The organism is Amycolatopsis sp. GA6-003, from assembly GCF_046267895.1.
Lineage (GTDB): Bacteria > Actinomycetota > Actinomycetes > Mycobacteriales > Pseudonocardiaceae > Amycolatopsis.
Map to the genome: position 1 here is coordinate 8,509,933 of NZ_CP176499.1, position 16,467 is coordinate 8,526,399.

Annotated in this window: 9 protein-coding genes; 7 read left to right on the top strand and 2 right to left on the bottom strand. The window is 72.6% G+C overall.

The annotated features are described in order from the left end of the window. Window positions 1-165 precede the first annotated feature (165 nt). Genes F9C12_RS38615 through F9C12_RS38635 form a run of 5 tightly spaced genes read left to right on the top strand, consistent with a single transcriptional unit; the run spans window position 166 to window position 11,942 of the window. Window positions 166-5,934 (top strand): SDR family NAD(P)-dependent oxidoreductase, encoded by a 5,769-nt coding sequence (locus tag F9C12_RS38615; RefSeq protein ID WP_409463743.1) that lies wholly within the window; start codon window positions 166-168, stop codon window positions 5,932-5,934. Next, window positions 5,928-9,773 carry a beta-ketoacyl synthase N-terminal-like domain-containing protein gene (locus F9C12_RS38620; protein ID WP_409463744.1) on the top strand — a complete coding sequence of 1,282 codons (3,846 nt, stop codon included), beginning with the start codon at window positions 5,928-5,930 and terminating at the stop codon, window positions 9,771-9,773. The genes F9C12_RS38615 and F9C12_RS38620 overlap by 7 nt, the downstream gene beginning before the upstream one ends. After that, window positions 9,770-10,060, top strand: a complete 291-nt coding sequence (locus F9C12_RS38625; protein ID WP_238605367.1) for an acyl carrier protein — start codon at window positions 9,770-9,772, stop codon at window positions 10,058-10,060. The genes F9C12_RS38620 and F9C12_RS38625 overlap by 4 nt, the downstream gene beginning before the upstream one ends. Then, window positions 10,048-10,824 carry an alpha/beta fold hydrolase gene (locus F9C12_RS38630; protein ID WP_409463745.1) on the top strand — a complete coding sequence of 259 codons (777 nt, stop codon included), beginning with the start codon at window positions 10,048-10,050 and terminating at the stop codon, window positions 10,822-10,824. The genes F9C12_RS38625 and F9C12_RS38630 overlap by 13 nt, the downstream gene beginning before the upstream one ends. Then, on the top strand, window positions 10,800-11,942 hold the full coding sequence (locus F9C12_RS38635) for a glycosyltransferase (RefSeq protein ID WP_409463746.1): 1,143 nt from the start codon (window positions 10,800-10,802) through the stop codon (window positions 11,940-11,942). The genes F9C12_RS38630 and F9C12_RS38635 overlap by 25 nt, the downstream gene beginning before the upstream one ends. On the opposite strand, the gene F9C12_RS38640 is transcribed toward F9C12_RS38635, so the two are convergent. Together F9C12_RS38640 and F9C12_RS38645 are read right to left on the bottom strand one after the other, a co-directional pair. After that, on the bottom strand, window positions 11,939-12,772 hold the full coding sequence (locus tag F9C12_RS38640) for an ABC transporter permease (protein ID WP_409463747.1): 834 nt from the start codon (window positions 12,770-12,772) through the stop codon (window positions 11,939-11,941). The genes F9C12_RS38635 and F9C12_RS38640 overlap by 4 nt on opposite strands. Further along, a complete protein-coding gene (locus tag F9C12_RS38645) occupies window positions 12,769-13,704 on the bottom strand; it encodes an ATP-binding cassette domain-containing protein (RefSeq protein ID WP_409463748.1) in 936 nt (311 codons plus the stop codon). The genes F9C12_RS38640 and F9C12_RS38645 overlap by 4 nt, the downstream gene beginning before the upstream one ends. 253 nt (window positions 13,705-13,957) lie before the next feature. Here F9C12_RS38645 and F9C12_RS38650 point away from each other — a divergent pair, with 253 nt between their 5' ends. Both F9C12_RS38650 and F9C12_RS38655 read left to right on the top strand, forming a co-directional pair. Next, a complete protein-coding gene (locus F9C12_RS38650) occupies window positions 13,958-15,610 on the top strand; it encodes a DUF6801 domain-containing protein (RefSeq protein ID WP_409463749.1) in 1,653 nt (550 codons plus the stop codon). A gap of 109 nt (window positions 15,611-15,719) precedes the next feature. Then, on the top strand, window positions 15,720-16,460 hold the full coding sequence (locus F9C12_RS38655; protein WP_409463750.1) for a hypothetical protein: 741 nt from the start codon (window positions 15,720-15,722) through the stop codon (window positions 16,458-16,460). Window positions 16,461-16,467: the final 7 nt, after the last annotated feature.

Genomic DNA, 16,467 nt, shown 5'->3' on the forward strand with positions numbered 1-16,467 from the left:
GGATGGGTTCCGGGCACAGTTTCGGACATTAGCACGGCGAGAGTGCCGATGGTATGCTCCGCGGCAATTATCCCCGGCCGGTATTGCTTTTTCCGCAGTCGATGCGTTATTGCTGTAAACGGTTCCGCGGTGATCACCGCCCGCCCCGCTACAGGAGGTCAGCCGATGGTCGAGCTCGTTCCGCCGTCGCACGCTCGACGGCTGCGGTGCCTGGGCGTCGGCGATCCCGACACGGTGGCGTCCGTCGCGCGCGGCGGAGGATTGGGCGTGCTCGACGGGACCGACCCGGTGGAGCTGCGCCTGGTCGCGGCCCGGGTCCGCGTGCCTTACGGTGTGCGCACGGACGGTCCGTTGCCCGAGGGCGCGGCCTTCGCGATCCGGACGAAAGCCCCGTGGCGGGGCGCGCTTGCCGAGGTGCCGGACGCGGCGACCGCCGCCGAAGCGGTCCGCGGCGGTGCGCTCGGGCTCGTCGCCGGTGCCGGAGAACTGAGCGATTTCGTTTTCCTGCAACAGCTTCTGGGCAAGTTCGACCTTCCGGTGTGGGGCCGGGTGGCGGGCACGCGGACCGCGGTGGGCGCGCTCGCCGGAGGCGCGGCGGGGGTGGTCCTGCCGTCCGCGACCGAGGAAGGCGTCCGCCGGATCGTCGGGGCGGAGCTGCCCTCGACCGCGCTGGGCGATCGGTTGTGCCGCACGCTGGGCACCGCGCTGCCGATCGTGCAAGGCCCGATGACGCGCGTCAGCGACCAGCCCGCGTTCGCCGCCGCGGTCGCGGACGAGGGCGGGTTTCCTTTCGTCGCGGTCGCCACCGCGAACGGCGCGCGCACGGCGGAGCTGTTGCGCGGCACCGCCGAACGGCTCGGCGACCGGCCGTGGGGCGCGGGCATCCTCGGCTTCGTTCCCGACGATCTGCGTGCCGAGCAGCTGGCCGGGATCCGGGCCGCCCGGCCGCGGTGCGTGCTGATCGCCGGCGGGAAACCGGGGCAGGCCAAGGCTTTGGAGGCCGAGGGCATCGCGACGTTCCTGCACGTTCCCTCGCCGATCCTGCTCCGGCAGTACCTCGACGCCGGAGTGCGCCGGTTCGTCTTCGAGGGAGCCGAATGCGGCGGGCACGTCGGCCCGCGGTCGAGCTTCGCGTTGTGGGAAGAACAGCTGGCGGTCCTCGCGGGGGAGAAGGACGTCGAGGTGTTGTTCGCGGGCGGGATCCATGACGCCCGTTCGGCCGCGATGGTCGCCGCGATGGCGGCCCCGCTCGACGGCGCGGGCGTTTTGCTGGGCACGGCGTACCTGTTCACCAAGGAAGCCGTGCGGCACGGCGCGATCACCCGGCTGTTCCAGGAATGCGTGCTCGCCGCCGACACCACCGTCACTCTCGAAACCGCACCAGGCCATCGCACGCGCTGCCTGCTCAGCCCGTACACGACGGAATTCGGCCAGCTCAAGGCGAGTCTGTCCGACGTGCCGGCGCGGGAAGCCTGGCAACGCCTCGAAGAGCTGAACACCGGACGGTTGCGGATCGCCAGCAAGGGCGTGCGCCGCGACGGAACGCGGCTGAGCGCGCAAACCCAGCTCTCCGAGGGGATGTACCTGGCTGGAGAGGTCGCCGTCCTGCGCGACCGCCGGACCACGATCGCGGAGCTGCACGCCGAAGTCGCTTCCGGACAGACGTTCGCGCGACCCGTCGAAGCCGCGGAAACCTCGAGCCGGGACATCGCGGTCATCGGGATGGCCGGCGCCTTCGCGGGCGCGCCCGACCTCGACGCGTTCTGGTCGAACATCCTGCGCGGCGCGGATTCGGTGACCGAGGTGCCGCCCGAGCGCTGGGATCCGGAAGTCTACTTCGGACAGTCGACGTCGAAGTGGGGCGGCTTCCTGCCGCCGCTGCCGGTCGACCCGCTGGACTACGGCATTCCGCCGTCGGCGATGAGCAGCATCGACCCGGCGCAGCTCGTGTCGCTGGAGATCGCGCGCCGCGCGCTCGCCGACGCCGGGTACGAAAACCGGGAATTCGACCGGGAACGCACGAGCGTCGTCTTCGGCGCCGAGGCAGGCGGCGACCTCGCCAACGCGGGCACGCTGCGCTCGCTGCTCGACGGCTACTTCGAAGAGGTCCCGCGCGAACTCCGGGACCAGCTGCCCGAACCGACCGAGGACACCTTCCCCGGCACGCTCGCCAACGTCATCTCCGGCCGGATCGCGAACCGGCTCGACCTCGGCGGAGCCAACTACACCGTCGACGCCGCCTGCGGGTCTTCGCTGGCCGCGCTGGATCTCGCGGTCAAGGAACTGCGCACCGGAACCAGTTCGCTCGTCCTGTGCGGCGCGGTCGACCTGCACAACGGCATCCACGACTACCTGATGTTCACCGCCGCCGGCGCGCTCTCGCCCACCGGGCGGTGCCGTCCGTTCGACGCGGACGCCGACGGCATCGCGCTCGGGGAGGGCGTCGCCTGCCTGGTGCTCAAACGGCTCGCCGACGCCGAACGCGACGGCGACCGGATCTACGCCGTGGTCAAGGGGGTGGGCGCGGCGAGCGACGGGAAGGCGCTGGGGCTCACCGCGCCGCGTCCGGAGGGACAGGCCCGCGCGCTGGAACGGGCCTACCGCGACGCCGGAGTGTCCCCAGCGGACGTCGGGCTGGTGGAGGCGCACGGCACCGGCACGGTCGTCGGCGACGCGACCGAACTGCGCACGTTGACGCGTTTCTTCGCCGAGGCCGGGGCCGCGCCCGGTTCCTGCGCGCTCGGTTCGGTCAAGAGCCAGATCGGCCACACGAAATGCGCGGCCGGGCTGGCCGGGCTGATCAAGGCGGTGCTCGCGCTGTGGCACGAGGTCGTCCCGCCGACCCTGCACCTGGCGAAGCCCAACCCGGCCTGGGACGCGGCGGCCAGTCCGTTCTCCTTCACGACCTCGGCGCGGCCGTGGGCGGCGCCGGCCCGGCTGGCCGGAGTGAGCGCGTTCGGCTTCGGCGGCACCAATTTCCACGCCGTGCTCGGCGCGGGCCCGGTCGCCCCCGACCGGCGGCATGGGCTCCGCGACTGGCCCGCCGGAACCGCGGAGATCCTGGCCGGGATCACCACCGCCGCGGCCGATCCCGGCAAGGTCGCGTTCCTTTTCCCCGGCCAAGGCAGCCAGCGCGTCGGCATGCTCGCCGAGCTGTTCGTGCACTTTCCCGAGCTGGCCGACCTCCTGCGTCTCGCCCCCGAGGTCGCCGCCACCGCCTTCCCTCCGAAAGCGTTCGACCCCGATTCCCTTGCCGCACAAGAGAACGCGCTGACGGACACCCGCGTCGCGCAGCCCGCGCTGGGGCTGGTCGAAACGGCGGTGGCGCGGCTGCTGGACCAGGTCGGCGTCCGGCCGGACTTCCTCGGCGGGCACAGCTACGGCGAACTGGTCGCCTTGTCGGTCGCGGGCGCGTTCGACCCCGAGACGCTCGTGCGGCTCAGCCAGGCCCGCGCGAACGCCATCGCCGACGTCGCCGCGCCCGGCACGATGGCCGCGGCCAAGGCGTCGCGCGACGTCCTCACCCCGACGCTGATCGGCCCGGACGTCGTGGTGGCCAACCACAACGCGCCCGGGCAGAGCGTGCTGTCCGGACCGGTTCCCGCGGTGGAGCGGGCGGTCCGGCGGCTGCGGGAGACCGGGATCGCGGCCAAGCGGATTCCCGTGGCCTGCGCGTTCCACAGCCCGCTGGTCGCCGGAGCGGGCGACGTCTTCGCCGCCGCGCTCGCCGGGGAGGACCTTTCGGCGCCCCGGCTGCCGGTGTGGTCGAACCGGACCGCCCGGCCCTACGAGGACGACGTCCGCGGCGAACTCGCCGCGCAGATCGGCGCGCCCGTCCGGTTCCTCGACCAGATCGAAGCGATGTACGCCGCAGGCGCGCGGACGTTCGTCGAGGTCGGGCCCGGTCGGGTGCTGACCGGGCTGGTGGCGGAAATCCTCGGGGACCGCCCGCACACCGCCGTCGCCTGCGGGCCGGACCTCAACGGGTTCCTGACCGCGTTGTCCCGCCTCGCACAAGCGGGCGTGGCCGTGCGCACCGAACGGCTGGCCCGGCCGCCGCGCCCGCAACCCGCCGCCACCGCCTGGGCTGTCGACGGTCGGTCCGTCCGCGCGCCCGGCGCCGAAGTTCCCGCCCTCCCGCCTGCCCGACGGATACGGAGCACCGCGATGACCGAACCCGCCCCCAGCCGCGACCAAGCGGTCGTCGACTTCCTGCGCACCGCCCGCGAACTCGTCGCGGCGCAACGGGACGTGTTGCTCGGCTACCTGGGTTCCACGCCGGTCGCACCTGTTCCGGCCGCTCCGGCCCTGGCGCCGGCGGCGGCCCCGGTGGTGGTCGAGGAAGCGGAACCCGCCGAGCGCGCGGCAGCTCCGGAGGACGTGCTGGCGACGGTGATCGGCGTGATCAGCGAACGCACCGGCTACCCGGCGGAGATGATCGCGGGCGACCTCGACCTCGAGGCGGACCTGTCGATCGACTCGATCAAGCGGACCGAGATCGCCGGAACCCTGCTGGGCAAGCTGGGCTTGCCCGCCGACGACCGCACCGACCAGCTCAGCCGCGACCGGACCGCGAACGCCCTCGCCGCGCACCTGGAGAGCTGGTTGTCGCCCGCCGCGAAGGCCGCCGCGCCGAAACGGTACCGGCTGGCCAGAACGGCGGTCCCGCTCGACCCGGATCCCGCGCGGCTGCGCGGAAAATCCGTGGCGGTGCTGGGCGACGACGAGTCCGTGCGCGAGGCTTTCGCCGGTGCCGGAGCGAAAATCGGCACCGGCGCCGCGGACCTCACCGTGCTGCTCGCCGACGGCGTCGAGGCGCCGGAGCTGTTCGCCCGGCTCAAGGCAGTGCGCGGAGACGTCCTGATCGCGGCGGAACCGGGCGCGGCCGGGCTTCGCGGCCTGGTCCGCTCGGCCGCGCTGGAACGCGAGGGGACCACCCGGCTCGTCGAGGTCGCGCAGGACCGCGCGAAGGTGCTGGTCGACGAAGCCCGCAGCGACGGGCCGTCCGTCGTCGGCCACGACCGCGACGGCCGCTTCACCCTCGAACCGCGGCCCCAGGACCTCGGCTCGCTGGCCTATTCCGGGGCCGGGCCGGGCGGCGGCGAACTCGCCGCGCTGAACCTCGGGCCCGATTCCCTGGTGCTGCTCGTCGGCGGGGCCCGCGGGATCACCGCCCGCGCGGCGGTCGCGTTCGCCGGGTCCGGCTGCCGGCTCGAACTCGCCGGCCGCACCCCGTGGCCCGGCGAACCCGACGACCTGCCCGCCGATCCCGCCGCGATGCGGGCCGTGCTCGCCGGGCGCGGCGGGTCGGTGTCCGACATCGAACGCCGGGTGCGAACTGTCTTGGCGCAGCGCGAAATCGGCCGCACGCTGGACGAGGTGCGGGCGGCGGGCGGTGACCCGGCGTACCAGTCGCTCGACGTGCGCGACGCGAATGCCGTGCATCAGCTGGTCAAAGACCTCGTGACGCGGCACGGCCGGATCGACGGCGTGGTCTTCGCCGCGGGCGTGATCGACGACAAGCTCATGGCGGACAAGGACGAGCAGTCGTTCCGCACCGTTTTCGAGACCAAAGCGGACGGTGCGCGGGCGTTGCTCTCGGCGTTGACGGAATTCGGCGTCGAACCCGGCTTCGTCGCCTTCTTCGGCAGCATCGCCGCGGTGCTCGGCAACCGCGGCCAGACCGACTACGCCGCGGCGAACGACGTGCTGGAATCGCTGAGCACGAGCTGGCCCGGCCGGGCGGTCACTGTCCATTGGGGACCGTGGGCCCCGGACGGCGGCCACGGCGGGATGGTGTCGCCGGAGCTGGCCCGCGAGTACGAGCGCCGTGAGGTCGCGCTGCTCGACCCGGACGAGGGCGTCGCGGCGCTGCTGCGCGAACTCGCCTACGGAACTGATCGTGCCGTCTTGTACACGGCATCGCTGTGGTGAGGCAGGAACCGGTCGCGATCGTCGGGATGGGCGTGTTCCTGCCCGGTGCGTCCACTGTGGACCAATACTGGCGGAACCTCGTCGAAGGCGCCGACGCCGTCACCGAGATTCCGGACGATCGCCGCGATCCGGCGTTCCACGGGCAGGACGGTTCCGCGCCGGACCGCACGCACGGCCGCCGGGGCGGGTTCGCTCCGGACACGCTCGAATTCGACCCGGCCGCCCACGGCGTGCCGCCGACCTCCCTGACCGGCATCGAGCCGGACCAGCTCACCGCTCTCGCGGTCGCCGCGGCCGCGGTGGACGACGCGGGCGGCCTCGGCGGGCTCGGCGACCCCGAGCGGATCGGCGTCGTGCTCGGCCGCGGCGGTTATCTTTCGCCGGGCCTGCAAGGGTTCGACCAGCGGGTCCGCACGGTCCGGCAGATCGCCCGCACGGTCGGCGAGCTGATCCCGTCCGCCGGGCCGGACGTGCTCGACCGGCTGCGCACGGCGCTGCGCGAAACCCTGGGCGAGTTCCGGCCGGAGACCGCCGCCGGGCTGGTCCCCAACCTCGCCGCGGCCCGGGTGGCCAACCGGCTCGACCTCGGCGGCCCGGCCTACACCGTCGACGCCGCGTGCGCGTCGTCGCTGGTCGCGGTCGACCAGGCGATCGGGGAACTGGCCCGGGGCCGCTGCGACGCCGTCCTGGCCGGCGGCGTGCACCAAACGCACGACGACACGCTCTGGTCGCTGTTCACCCAGCTCGGCGCGCTGTCGCCGAGCCAGCGGATCAGCCCGTTCTCGCGCGAGGCCGACGGAATGCTGATCGGGGAGGGCACCGCGATCGTCGTGCTCAAGCGGCTGGCCGACGCCCGCCGCGACGGCGACCGCGTGTATGCCGTGCTCCGGGGCAGCGGCACGTCGAGCGACGGCCGCGGCGCGAGCTTGCTCAGCCCGTCCGTCGCGGGCCAGACCCTCGCCTTGCGCCGGGCCTGGGAGGGCATGGACCCCGCGGGAATCGGCCTGCTGGAGGCGCACGGCACGGCCACCCCCGCCGGGGACGCGGCCGAGTTGACCACCGTCGCCGAGGTGTTCGGCACGACCAGCGGTCCGCGCGCCGTGCTCGGTTCGGTCAAGTCGATGATCGGCCACACGCTGTCGACGGCCGGGGTCGCCGGGCTGGTCAAGGTGGCGCTCGCACTGCACCACGAGGTGCTTCCGCCGACCCTGCACTGCGGCGACCCGAACCCGTTGCTCGACAAAACGCGGTTCCGCGTGCTGGCCGAAGCGGAGCCGTGGGGCGAATTGCCGCGCGTGGCCGCGGTCAGCGCGTTCGGGTTCGGCGGCGTGAACGCGCACCTGGTGGTGGAGGCGGGCGACCCGGCGCCGAAACGCAAAGCGCGCGTCACCGAGCCGGAGCGCGTGCTGCGGCTGGCCGCGAACTCGCCGGAGGAACTGCTGGAACGGCTCGACCGGCCGGGGGAGCCGGGTGAGCCGGGGGACGGGCGGTGCCGGATCGGGATCGTCGGCCCGGACGAGCGCAAACTGGCCATGGCGCGCAAGGTGCTCGGAAAGGTCGCGGCCACCGGCCGGCCATGGCACAGCGCCGACCTCTGGTGCACCACCGACCCGCTGCTGCCGCACGGGAAAACCGTGTTCCTGTACCCCGGGCTGGAAGCGGACGCCGAACCGCGCCTCGCCGACGTCGCCCGGCACTTCGGGCTCGACCGGCCGCGCTGGTCGACGGCGAACGTGCCGGCCCGCGCGGCGAGCGTGTCGGCGGCCGGGCTCGTGCTCGACCAGGCGTTGCGGCGGCTGGCGATCCGCCCGGACGCGCTCGCCGGGCACAGCGCCGGCGAGTGGACCGCGATGCAGGCCGCCGGGATGTACCGGCCGGAGCCGGATCTGCTGGACCGGTACTGGCCGGAAGGCTTCGAGCTGCCCGCCGCGGACTACCTGGTGCTGGGCTGCTCAGCCGGGCGCGCGGCCGAACTGCTCCCCGCGGATCTCGTGCTCTCCCACGAAAACGCGGCACAGCAGACGATCGTGTGCGGCCCGCCGGACGCGGTGGCGGCGTTCGCGAAGTCGTGCCGCGGCAAGGGAATCGTGGCCAGGACCCTGCCGTTCCGGTCGGGTTTCCACACGCCTTTGCTGCGCCCGCATCTGGCCCCGTTCGCCCGCCTCGCCGCGGAACTGGACCTGCGCGAACCCACGGTGCCGGTGTGGTCGGCCACCACCGCGCGGCCGTATCCCGCCGAGCCGGACGCGATCCGCGAGCTGTACCTGGAGCACCTCGTGCGCCCGGTCCGGTTCCGCGAGTTGACCGAGGCCCTGCACCACGCCGGGTTCCGCGTGTTCGTCCAGGTCGGCGCCGGGCAGCTGGGCTCGTTCGTCGCCGACACGCTCGGCGACCGGCGGCACCTGGTCGTCGCTGCCGGGTCTGGCACGCGTTCCGGGCTCGCCCAGCTACGCCGGGTCGCCACGGCGTTGTGGACCGAAGGCGGCGCACCCGATTTCGCGGCCGTAGAACCGCGGCGGATCCGGTTGAACACCGGACGGCCGCTGCTGTCGCTGGGGGAGCGGGCGCGCGGCCTGCTCGACGACCGGCACGTGCCGGACCTGCCCGCGGGCGTGAACGGGGCGATCGCCGCGGAGTTCGCCGCGCTGCTCGACCAGACCCGCCGGACCGCGGCGGACGTCGTCGCGGCGGCCGTCCAGCGGCCGGTGGAGTCCACTGTGGACGTATCGCTCGCCGCGATGCCGTACCTGCGCGACCACCGGTTCTTCCGGCAGCGCGCCGGCTGGCCGGACGAGACCGACTTCCGTCCGGTGGTGCCCGCGACGACGCTGGTGGACCTCGCCTGCCGGGCGGTCGAACGGGCGTGGCCGGGCACGACGGCGGCAACGGTGCGCGACGCGGTGTTCTCGCGGTGGCTGATCGCCGCTCCGGCGCGGAAGGCGCCGCTGTCGCTCAGCCGCCGGGGCGACCAGGTGACTGTCGAGATTGGACCGTACGCGCTGCTGACCGTCGAGCTGGGCTCGTTCCCGCCACCGCCTCCGCGCGCCGGAATCCCCGCGCCGGAGACGCCGCCGCCGTTGCCCGCGGCCGAGATCTACGCGCGCCGCGAGATGTTCCACGGTCCGGCGTACCAGGGCTTGGCCCGGTTGACCGGTCTCGGCGAGCAGCACATCCGGGGCGAGCTGGTGGTCCCGTCCGCGCCCGGCGGGCTGCTCGACAACGTGGGCCAGCTGCTCGGCTGCTGGCTGATGGCGACCCGGTCCGACGGCCTGCTCGCCTTCCCCCGCTCGATCGGCCGGATCACCTGGCACGGCCCGGAACCCGCGCCGGGCGCCCGGGTCGAGTGCCTGGTGCGGACCCGGCTGCCCCGGCCCGACGTCCTGGAGATGGACGCCGAGCTGGTGCGCGACGGCCGGGTGCTCGCGACGATCGAAGGCTGGCGGGACGTCCGGTTCCCGTGCGACCGCGCGGCCCATCGCGTGTACGCCTTCCCGGACCGGCACCTGCTTTCCGAGCGGCTGGACGGCGGGCGCGTGTCCGTCACCGACCGCTGGCCGACCGTCGCCGCGCGCGAGATCTACGCCGGTGTCTACCTCGCCGCCGAGGAACGGGCCGAGTTCGCCGCGGTGGCGCCGCGCGAGCAACGCGGCTGGCTGCTGACCCGCATCGCGGCGAAGGACGCCGTGCGCGCGGAGCTGGCCGAACCGGTCTACCCGGCGGAGATCCGCGTGCACGCCGACGGCCGGGTCTCCGGTCGCGGCCGCCGGCTGCCGGACCTCGCCGTCTCCGTCGAGCTGAACGGGGACACCGCCATCGCACAACTCAGGAGCACGACATGACCATCGACCACGCCTCGGCCGTCTTCGACGTCGTCGCGGAACTGCTCGGCGAGCTGGTCGGAGACGCCGACGTGCTCGGCGTCGAGATCACTCCCGACACGACGTTCCACGAGGACCTGCAACTGGAAAGCATCGACCTGGTGACCTTCGCGAGCATCCTGGCCGAGCACTTCGGCGAGGACGTCAACCTCGCCGAGTACCTGGCGGAGAAGGATCTCGACGACGTCATCGGGCTGACCGTCGGCGACATCGCCCGGTTCGTGGGGGAGCGCACGTGCCCACGATGACGGTGAACGGGCTGCGCACCAACGTGCAGCTCGTCCGCGCCGGCGGCGCCGAGACCGTGGTGTTCCTGCACGGCATGGGAACCGACAGCCTCGCGAGCTTCTACCTGACGCTGGCGCCTCCGGTCGCGGCCGCGGGCATCGACGTGGTCAGCTACGACCTGCGCGGCCACGGCAAGACCGAGCGGCCGGAGCGGGGCTACACGCTGGCCGACTTCGTCGCCGACCTCGACGACCTGCTGCGCCAGCTCGGCATCGAGCGGCCGGTGCACCTGGTGGGCAACAGCTTCGGCGGGACGCTCGCCTACAGCTACGCGGCCGCCAATCCGGAGCGGGTCCGCAGCATCGTGTGCATCGAATCGGAGCCCGCGACCGAGGCGTGGGCCGGGAAGATGAGCGAGATCCTCGCGCACACCGTGCGCTTCCTTCAGGAGGAGGAGAGCTTCGCCTGGATCGAGGCGAACTTCAGCGCGCACCACCGGCGGCTGGCGCGGCTGGCCGCCGAGCGGATCATGTCCACGAAGATGGCCGAGGAGGTGCCGCTCGGGCCGCTGCTCACCTGGGAGCAGGTGGCGGCGATCGGCTGTCCGGTGCTGTCCGTGCTGGGCAGCCACGGCTACCAGGCCGACGACCTCGAAGCGCTGACCTCGATGCTGCCGCGCGGCGAGCTGCACGTGTTCGAAGGGCAGGGGCATTCGGTGCTCGTGGAACAGCATCGCGAGGTGCGCAAGCTGGTGCTGGAATGGATCGGACGGCATTCGGCATGAGGTTCCTGCTGGTCGTCCCGCCGCTGGCCGGGCACATCGCGCCGCTGCGCGGGGTGGCGGCGGAGCTTTCCTCCCGCGGCCACGAGGTGGCCTGGTGCGGTCCTTCGCCGGAAGTGTCCGCGCTGGTCCCCGGAAAGGTGTTCGCGGCGGGGGACTCCCGGCCGTTCTCGGTGGCGCTCCGGCCTCCCGAACTGCGCGGGTTCGCCGCGCTGAAATATCTCTGGGAGTCGTATCTGGTGCCGCTCGCGGACGCGATGGTCCCCGGAGTCCAGTTCGCCGTCGACGCCTTCCGCCCCGACGTCGTGGTGGCCGACCAGCAGGCGCTGGCGGGCGCGCTGGTCACCGCGCGAGGCGGGCTGCCGTGGGCGACGTCGGCCTCCACGTCCACCGAACTGGCCGATCCGCTCGCGTCGATGCCGAGGATCGCGTCCTGGGTGACCGGACTCCAGACGAGACTGTGCGCACGACACGGAGCCCGCGTCGCCGACCTGCGGTTCTCGCCGCACCTGGTGCTGGCCTTCACGACGCGGGCCTTGGCCGGACAGGCGCGGGTGGCGGCGCCGGTGTGTTATGTCGGCCCGATCCTCCCCCCGGCCTCCAACGGCTCCGCTCGGTCCTTTGTAGACACTCGGCCGCTGGTGGTCGTCACGTTGGGAACGTCCAATGCTTCGGCGGGACAACGGTTTCTCGCCGAAAGCGTCGCCGCGCTGGCCGGAATGCCGGACGTCCAGGGCTTGGTGGTCGATCCGACGGGCACGCTGGAGAGCGAGGAGGTCGCTCTGGCGTGGCGGATCCCGCAGGTAGAGGTGTTCGCGCAGGCGTCGGTGGTGGTCTGCCACGGCGGACACAACACGGTGTGCGAAGCCCTGGCGGCCGGGCTGCCGTTGGTGCTGGCGCCTATCCGGGACGACCAGTCGATGCTGGCCCAGCAGGTAGTGGCGGCGCAGGCGGGGGTTCGGCTGCGGTTCGACCGTGCGCGGGCGGCGGACATCCGGGACGCGATCGAATCGGCTCCGAAATACCGCGAGGGTGCGGAGCGGATCGGCGCGTCGTTCGCCGCGGCTGGGGGAGCGCCGGAGGCGGCGGCCCGGTTGGAGGGTCTGGGGTCGGCGGGCTAGCCGCGGTCGCGGAACGTGCGGGCGGCCAACGCGCCCCCCGCCACCGCAGCCACCCCCGCGATCGCCAGCGCCGCCGCGACCGACCAGCCGATCGGGCGGTTCAACGCCAGCGCCCGGGTCGCGTCGATCGCGTACGTCAGCGGGTTCACCGCCGACACCGTGCGGACCCAGTGCGGCATCGAGTCCAGCGGCATGTACGCGCTCGAGGAGAACATCAGCGGGAACATCACCACGAACGACGCCGCCTGCAGCGTTTCCGCCTTGCGCAGCCACGTCGTGATCGCGACGAACACCCAGCTCAGGCACCAGCCCACGACCAGCGTCAGCAGCAGCGCCAGGCTCAGCCCGAGCACCCCGCCCGCCGGGCGGAAGCCGAGGAACAGCACGCTCGCGGCCGAGGTCACGACCAGTTGCACGGCCAGCCGCGCGGAATCGGCGACGGTGCGGGCCACCAGCACCGAGAACAACGAGATCGGCAGGCAGCGCAGCCGCGCGGTGAAGCCGCCGTAGATTTCCGCCAGCAGGCCCGCTCCGGAGCTCATCGCGGTCGTCATCGAGATGTTGACCAGCGTCGCCGGCACCAGGAAGTTCACGTATCCCTGGTAAGCCGCGACGCTCGGCAGCGCGCCGACCCCGCTGAACACCTGGCTGAACAGCAACAGCAGGACCACCGGTTGCAACAAGCCGAAGAAGACCAGCCGCCAGTCGCCGAACGCGGTGCGCAGCGAGCGCGCGGCGAGCACGCGGACCTGTGTCCGGAAGCTGGTTTCCGGCCACGTCGGCGGATCGGCGAGGCTCGCGGCCGGCGCGCGGTGGCGGGACTGCGTCACGAGCCCGTCGCCGTCGCGTGCAGGGACAGGTACACGTCGTCGAGCGTCGGTTCGGTCACCGTCAGGTCCCGCAGCGGGGCTTCGGCCGCGTCGAGCGCGCGCACCAGCATCGTGACGTCGCCGGGGCCGCGCAGCGGGACGGTCAGCGTCTGCCCGGCACGGCCCGCGGACAGGCCGAGGCGGGACACCGCGTCCGCCGCGCGCCGCACGGTGAGTTCGCTGCCGAGGGTCAGCGTCGCGGTCCGGCTGCCGAACCGCGCTTTGAGCTGGGCGGGCGTGCCCGAGACGGTGATCCGGCCGAGCCCGAGCACGACGACGTGATCGGCCAGCCGGTCCGCCTCTTCGAGGTACTGGGTGGTCAGCACGATCGTGGTGCCGCGCGCGGCCAGGTCCCCGACGACGGTCCACAGCCCGGCCCGGCTCACCGGGTCGAGCCCGGTCGTCGGCTCGTCGAGGAACAGCACCTCCGGCGCGCCCACCAGGCCCGCGGCCAGGTCGAGCCGCCGCCGCATGCCGCCGGAGTAGGTTCCGGCCGGCCGGTCCGCCGCGTCCTCGAGCCCGAACGACGCGATCAGCTCGGCGGCCCGCGCCCGCGCCTGCGCCGGGTTCGCGCCCAGCAGCCGTGCGATCAGCAGCAGATTCCCGCGTCCGGAAAGGGCGTCGTCGACCGCGGCGAACTGCCCGGTGACCCCGATCCGCCGCCGGATCGCCCGCCCGCGCCGGACGACGTCGTGCCCGCAGACCCGGGCGGTGCCCGAGGTCGGCCGGCTCCGCGTGCTGAGAATGTCGATCAAAGTGGTTTTCCCGGCGCCGTTGTGCCCGAGAATCGCGAGCACCGTCCCCGGGGCGACGGTGAGGCTGATTCCCGCGAGCGCGGTGACTTCGCGGTACTTTTTGCCGAGGTCCGTCACGGCGATGACCGGCGGGCGCATGGCCGCTCCTTCCCTTTCCCCGCAACGTAACGAGCAGTGGCTGGGAAAAGCAAGGAGTCAGCGGCCGGCTGTCCTGCGCGTAACAGTTTCCCGTGCGGCGAATAGCACGCGCGTGACAAGTACTGAAGCCGGTGACCCTTTTCTTTCCGGGCACTCCGACCGGCGTGACAAGAAATTGCCCGTCAGTTGTTGTGGCGGCAATCCCGGAGGTATTTTCCGGAAACATTGTCCCGATTCCCCGAGGTGACGAGTCGTGAAGTTTCCGTGGAAGCCGAGAAAAGCGGCCGGTGCGCTGGCCGTCCTGACCGTCGCGAGCGCCGCGGCGGCCGCGACGCTGGCCGGGGCCGGGCTGTCCCAGGCCGCGCCGGCCAGCCTGACCCTGAACTACACCTGCCCGTTCCCGCTCATCGGCGACCAGGTGCTCGCGGTGAAGATCGACACCAACCTGCCGGACAACGCCGTCGCGGGCTCGGCGTCCACCCCGATCAAGTTCGACGTGGACGTCACCGTCCCGGAAACCGCCACCGAAGGGCTCGCCCTGGTCGGCGCGACGACGCTGGACGGCTCGGCCAAGGCGGCGGCCCAGCTCAAGTACCCCGTCGACAAAACGCTGAACCTCGGCCTGCCGCTGACCATCCCGTCGACGCAGGTGCCGCCTTCCGGCGCGTTCCACGTCAAGACGAGCGGCCAGGCCCCGGCCGTGACCTTCCCCAGCGCCGGTACCGCGTCGGTGACCGTCGGGAACTTCAGCACGACGATGACGCCGCGCACCGCCTCCGGCCAGCCGACCGACCTCGGCACGTTCACCTCGGACTGCGTCGCCGTCCCGGGACAGAACCAGCAGCTGGGCACCTTCGAGATCAAGCCGGGCGGCGGAACCAGCACGACCCCGACGACCCCGACCTCGTCCACCCCGACCTCGTCCACCTCGTCTACCTCGGCGACCGTGCCGACCTCGCCGACGTCCTCCACCGAGCCGACCCAGCCCACTTCCCCGACCCAGCCGACTTCGTCCACCGAGCCCACGCAACCGACCCAGCCCACCTCGACGCCACCGACGTCGACCCAGCCGACTTCGCCAACCCAGCCGACGTCGTCCACCGAGCCGACCCAGCCGACTTCCCCCACGCAGCCGACCTCATCCACCGAGCCCACGCAGCCGACCTCGCCGACGCAACCCACGTCGTCCACCGAGCCGACCCAGCCCACCTCGCCCACGCAGCCCACGTCCTCGACTGAGCCCACCCAGCCCACGTCCCCGACCCCACCGACCTCATCCACCGAGCCAACGCAGCCGACCCAGCCGACCCAGCCGACCTCGCCGACTCAGCCGACCTCGCCGACCCAATCCACGGAACCGACGACCCAGCCCACCCAGCCCACCACGACCCCGCCGAGCACCACGAAATTCACCTACTCGCTCCGCGGCAAGACCACGCTCAAGCAACTCCGCGCCACCCTGCCCCTCGGCCCCGGGCGGCTCGAAGCGAAACTCGACGCGGACGCGGGCAAGTTCGACGCCCAGTTCGCCTTGCCCACATCGGACGTCTACTTCCGGTTGTTCGGCTTCCTCCCGGCCTCCGCGACGGTCAAGCTGAGCCAGGCAGGCCCGATCGACGGCACGTTCTCCGGCGGAACAGCCAAGGCGAACGCGAAGGTGGACGTCCGGCTCGCCAAGGTGCGGCTGCTCGGCTTCCCGATCCTGAGCTCGGACTCGTGCCGCACGCGAACCCCGGCCGACGTGCCGCTCTCCTCGGCGCCCGGGTTCGACCCCGCCGCGGGCGGCAAGCTGACCGCGACCTACACCGTCCCGGCGTTCACCGGCTGCGGTTTCCTCACCGGCCTGATCACCGATCTCGCCTCCGGTCCGGGCAACAAACTGGACGTGACGCTCACGCGGAGGTGAAGTGCGCCCGCGAAAACGCCGACCGGCGTGACAAGAACACGGAAACCCCTGTGCCGCAACGAGAATCGTCAGTAGCTTCGGGAGGAACGTCTTCGATGAGGAAGTCCGAATGTCTGCGCTGACCCGGTTCTCGCTGCCGCTGGTACTGGTGCTGGCCGCGTTGTCGCTGGGCTCCGCGCAAGCCGCGCCCGGCGACACCGCGCCAGCACCGGCCGCCGCTAATTTCCCGGTCGGCTTCTATGTCGGCGACGCGCAGCAGCCGACCACCAGCCGCGTCGCGAAGCTCGGTTCGGAGATCAGCTTCCCGCAGGGCCGGTTCGACGGCGCCCTGCTCGGCCTCAGCGGCCGCGTGCCGTTGACCGGCAAGCTCAGCATCCCGGTGACCGAAAGCTATTTCGTCGCGTTCCGGTTCATGCCGGCCACCGCCACGGTGGAACTCGTCCCGGCCGGCGACGTCACCGGCAGCACCCAGGTGCTGACCGGCAAGGACGCCAACTGCAAGAAGACGCAGACCAACCTCTGCGCCGATTCCGAGGTCACCGCGAAGGTCTTCGTCAAGCTGTCGAACGTCAAAGTGGACGGCAAGCCGCTCGACGTCGGCCCGGACTGCCGCACCGCGCAACCCGCGGAGGTGACGCTGAAAGCCTTGCTGCCGCTGGCTTTCCCCGCTCCGCCGGCGAAGGTGACGACCACGTTCACGACGCCGCCGTTCGCCGGTTGCGTCGGCCGCGAGGACCTCAGCCGCCTGTTCACCGGGCTGGTTTCCGGCCCGGGCAACACCTTGGTGACCGATCTGGTGCTCCGCTGCGTCGGCAGCTCCGGTCCGAACGGATGCGGGACGGCGTCGTGACGACGCT

Coding starts and splice junctions, on each gene's coding strand:
- F9C12_RS38615 (WP_409463743.1), top strand. CDS start 166: ATGGTCGAGCTCGTTCCGCCGTCGCACGCTCGACGGCTGCGGTGCCTG.
- F9C12_RS38625 (WP_238605367.1), top strand. CDS start 9,770: ATGACCATCGACCACGCCTCGGCCGTCTTCGACGTCGTCGCGGAACTG.
- F9C12_RS38635 (WP_409463746.1), top strand. CDS start 10,800: ATGGATCGGACGGCATTCGGCATGAGGTTCCTGCTGGTCGTCCCGCCG.
- F9C12_RS38645 (WP_409463748.1), bottom strand. CDS start 13,704: ATGCGCCCGCCGGTCATCGCCGTGACGGACCTCGGCAAAAAGTACCGC.
- F9C12_RS38655 (WP_409463750.1), top strand. CDS start 15,720: ATGTCTGCGCTGACCCGGTTCTCGCTGCCGCTGGTACTGGTGCTGGCC.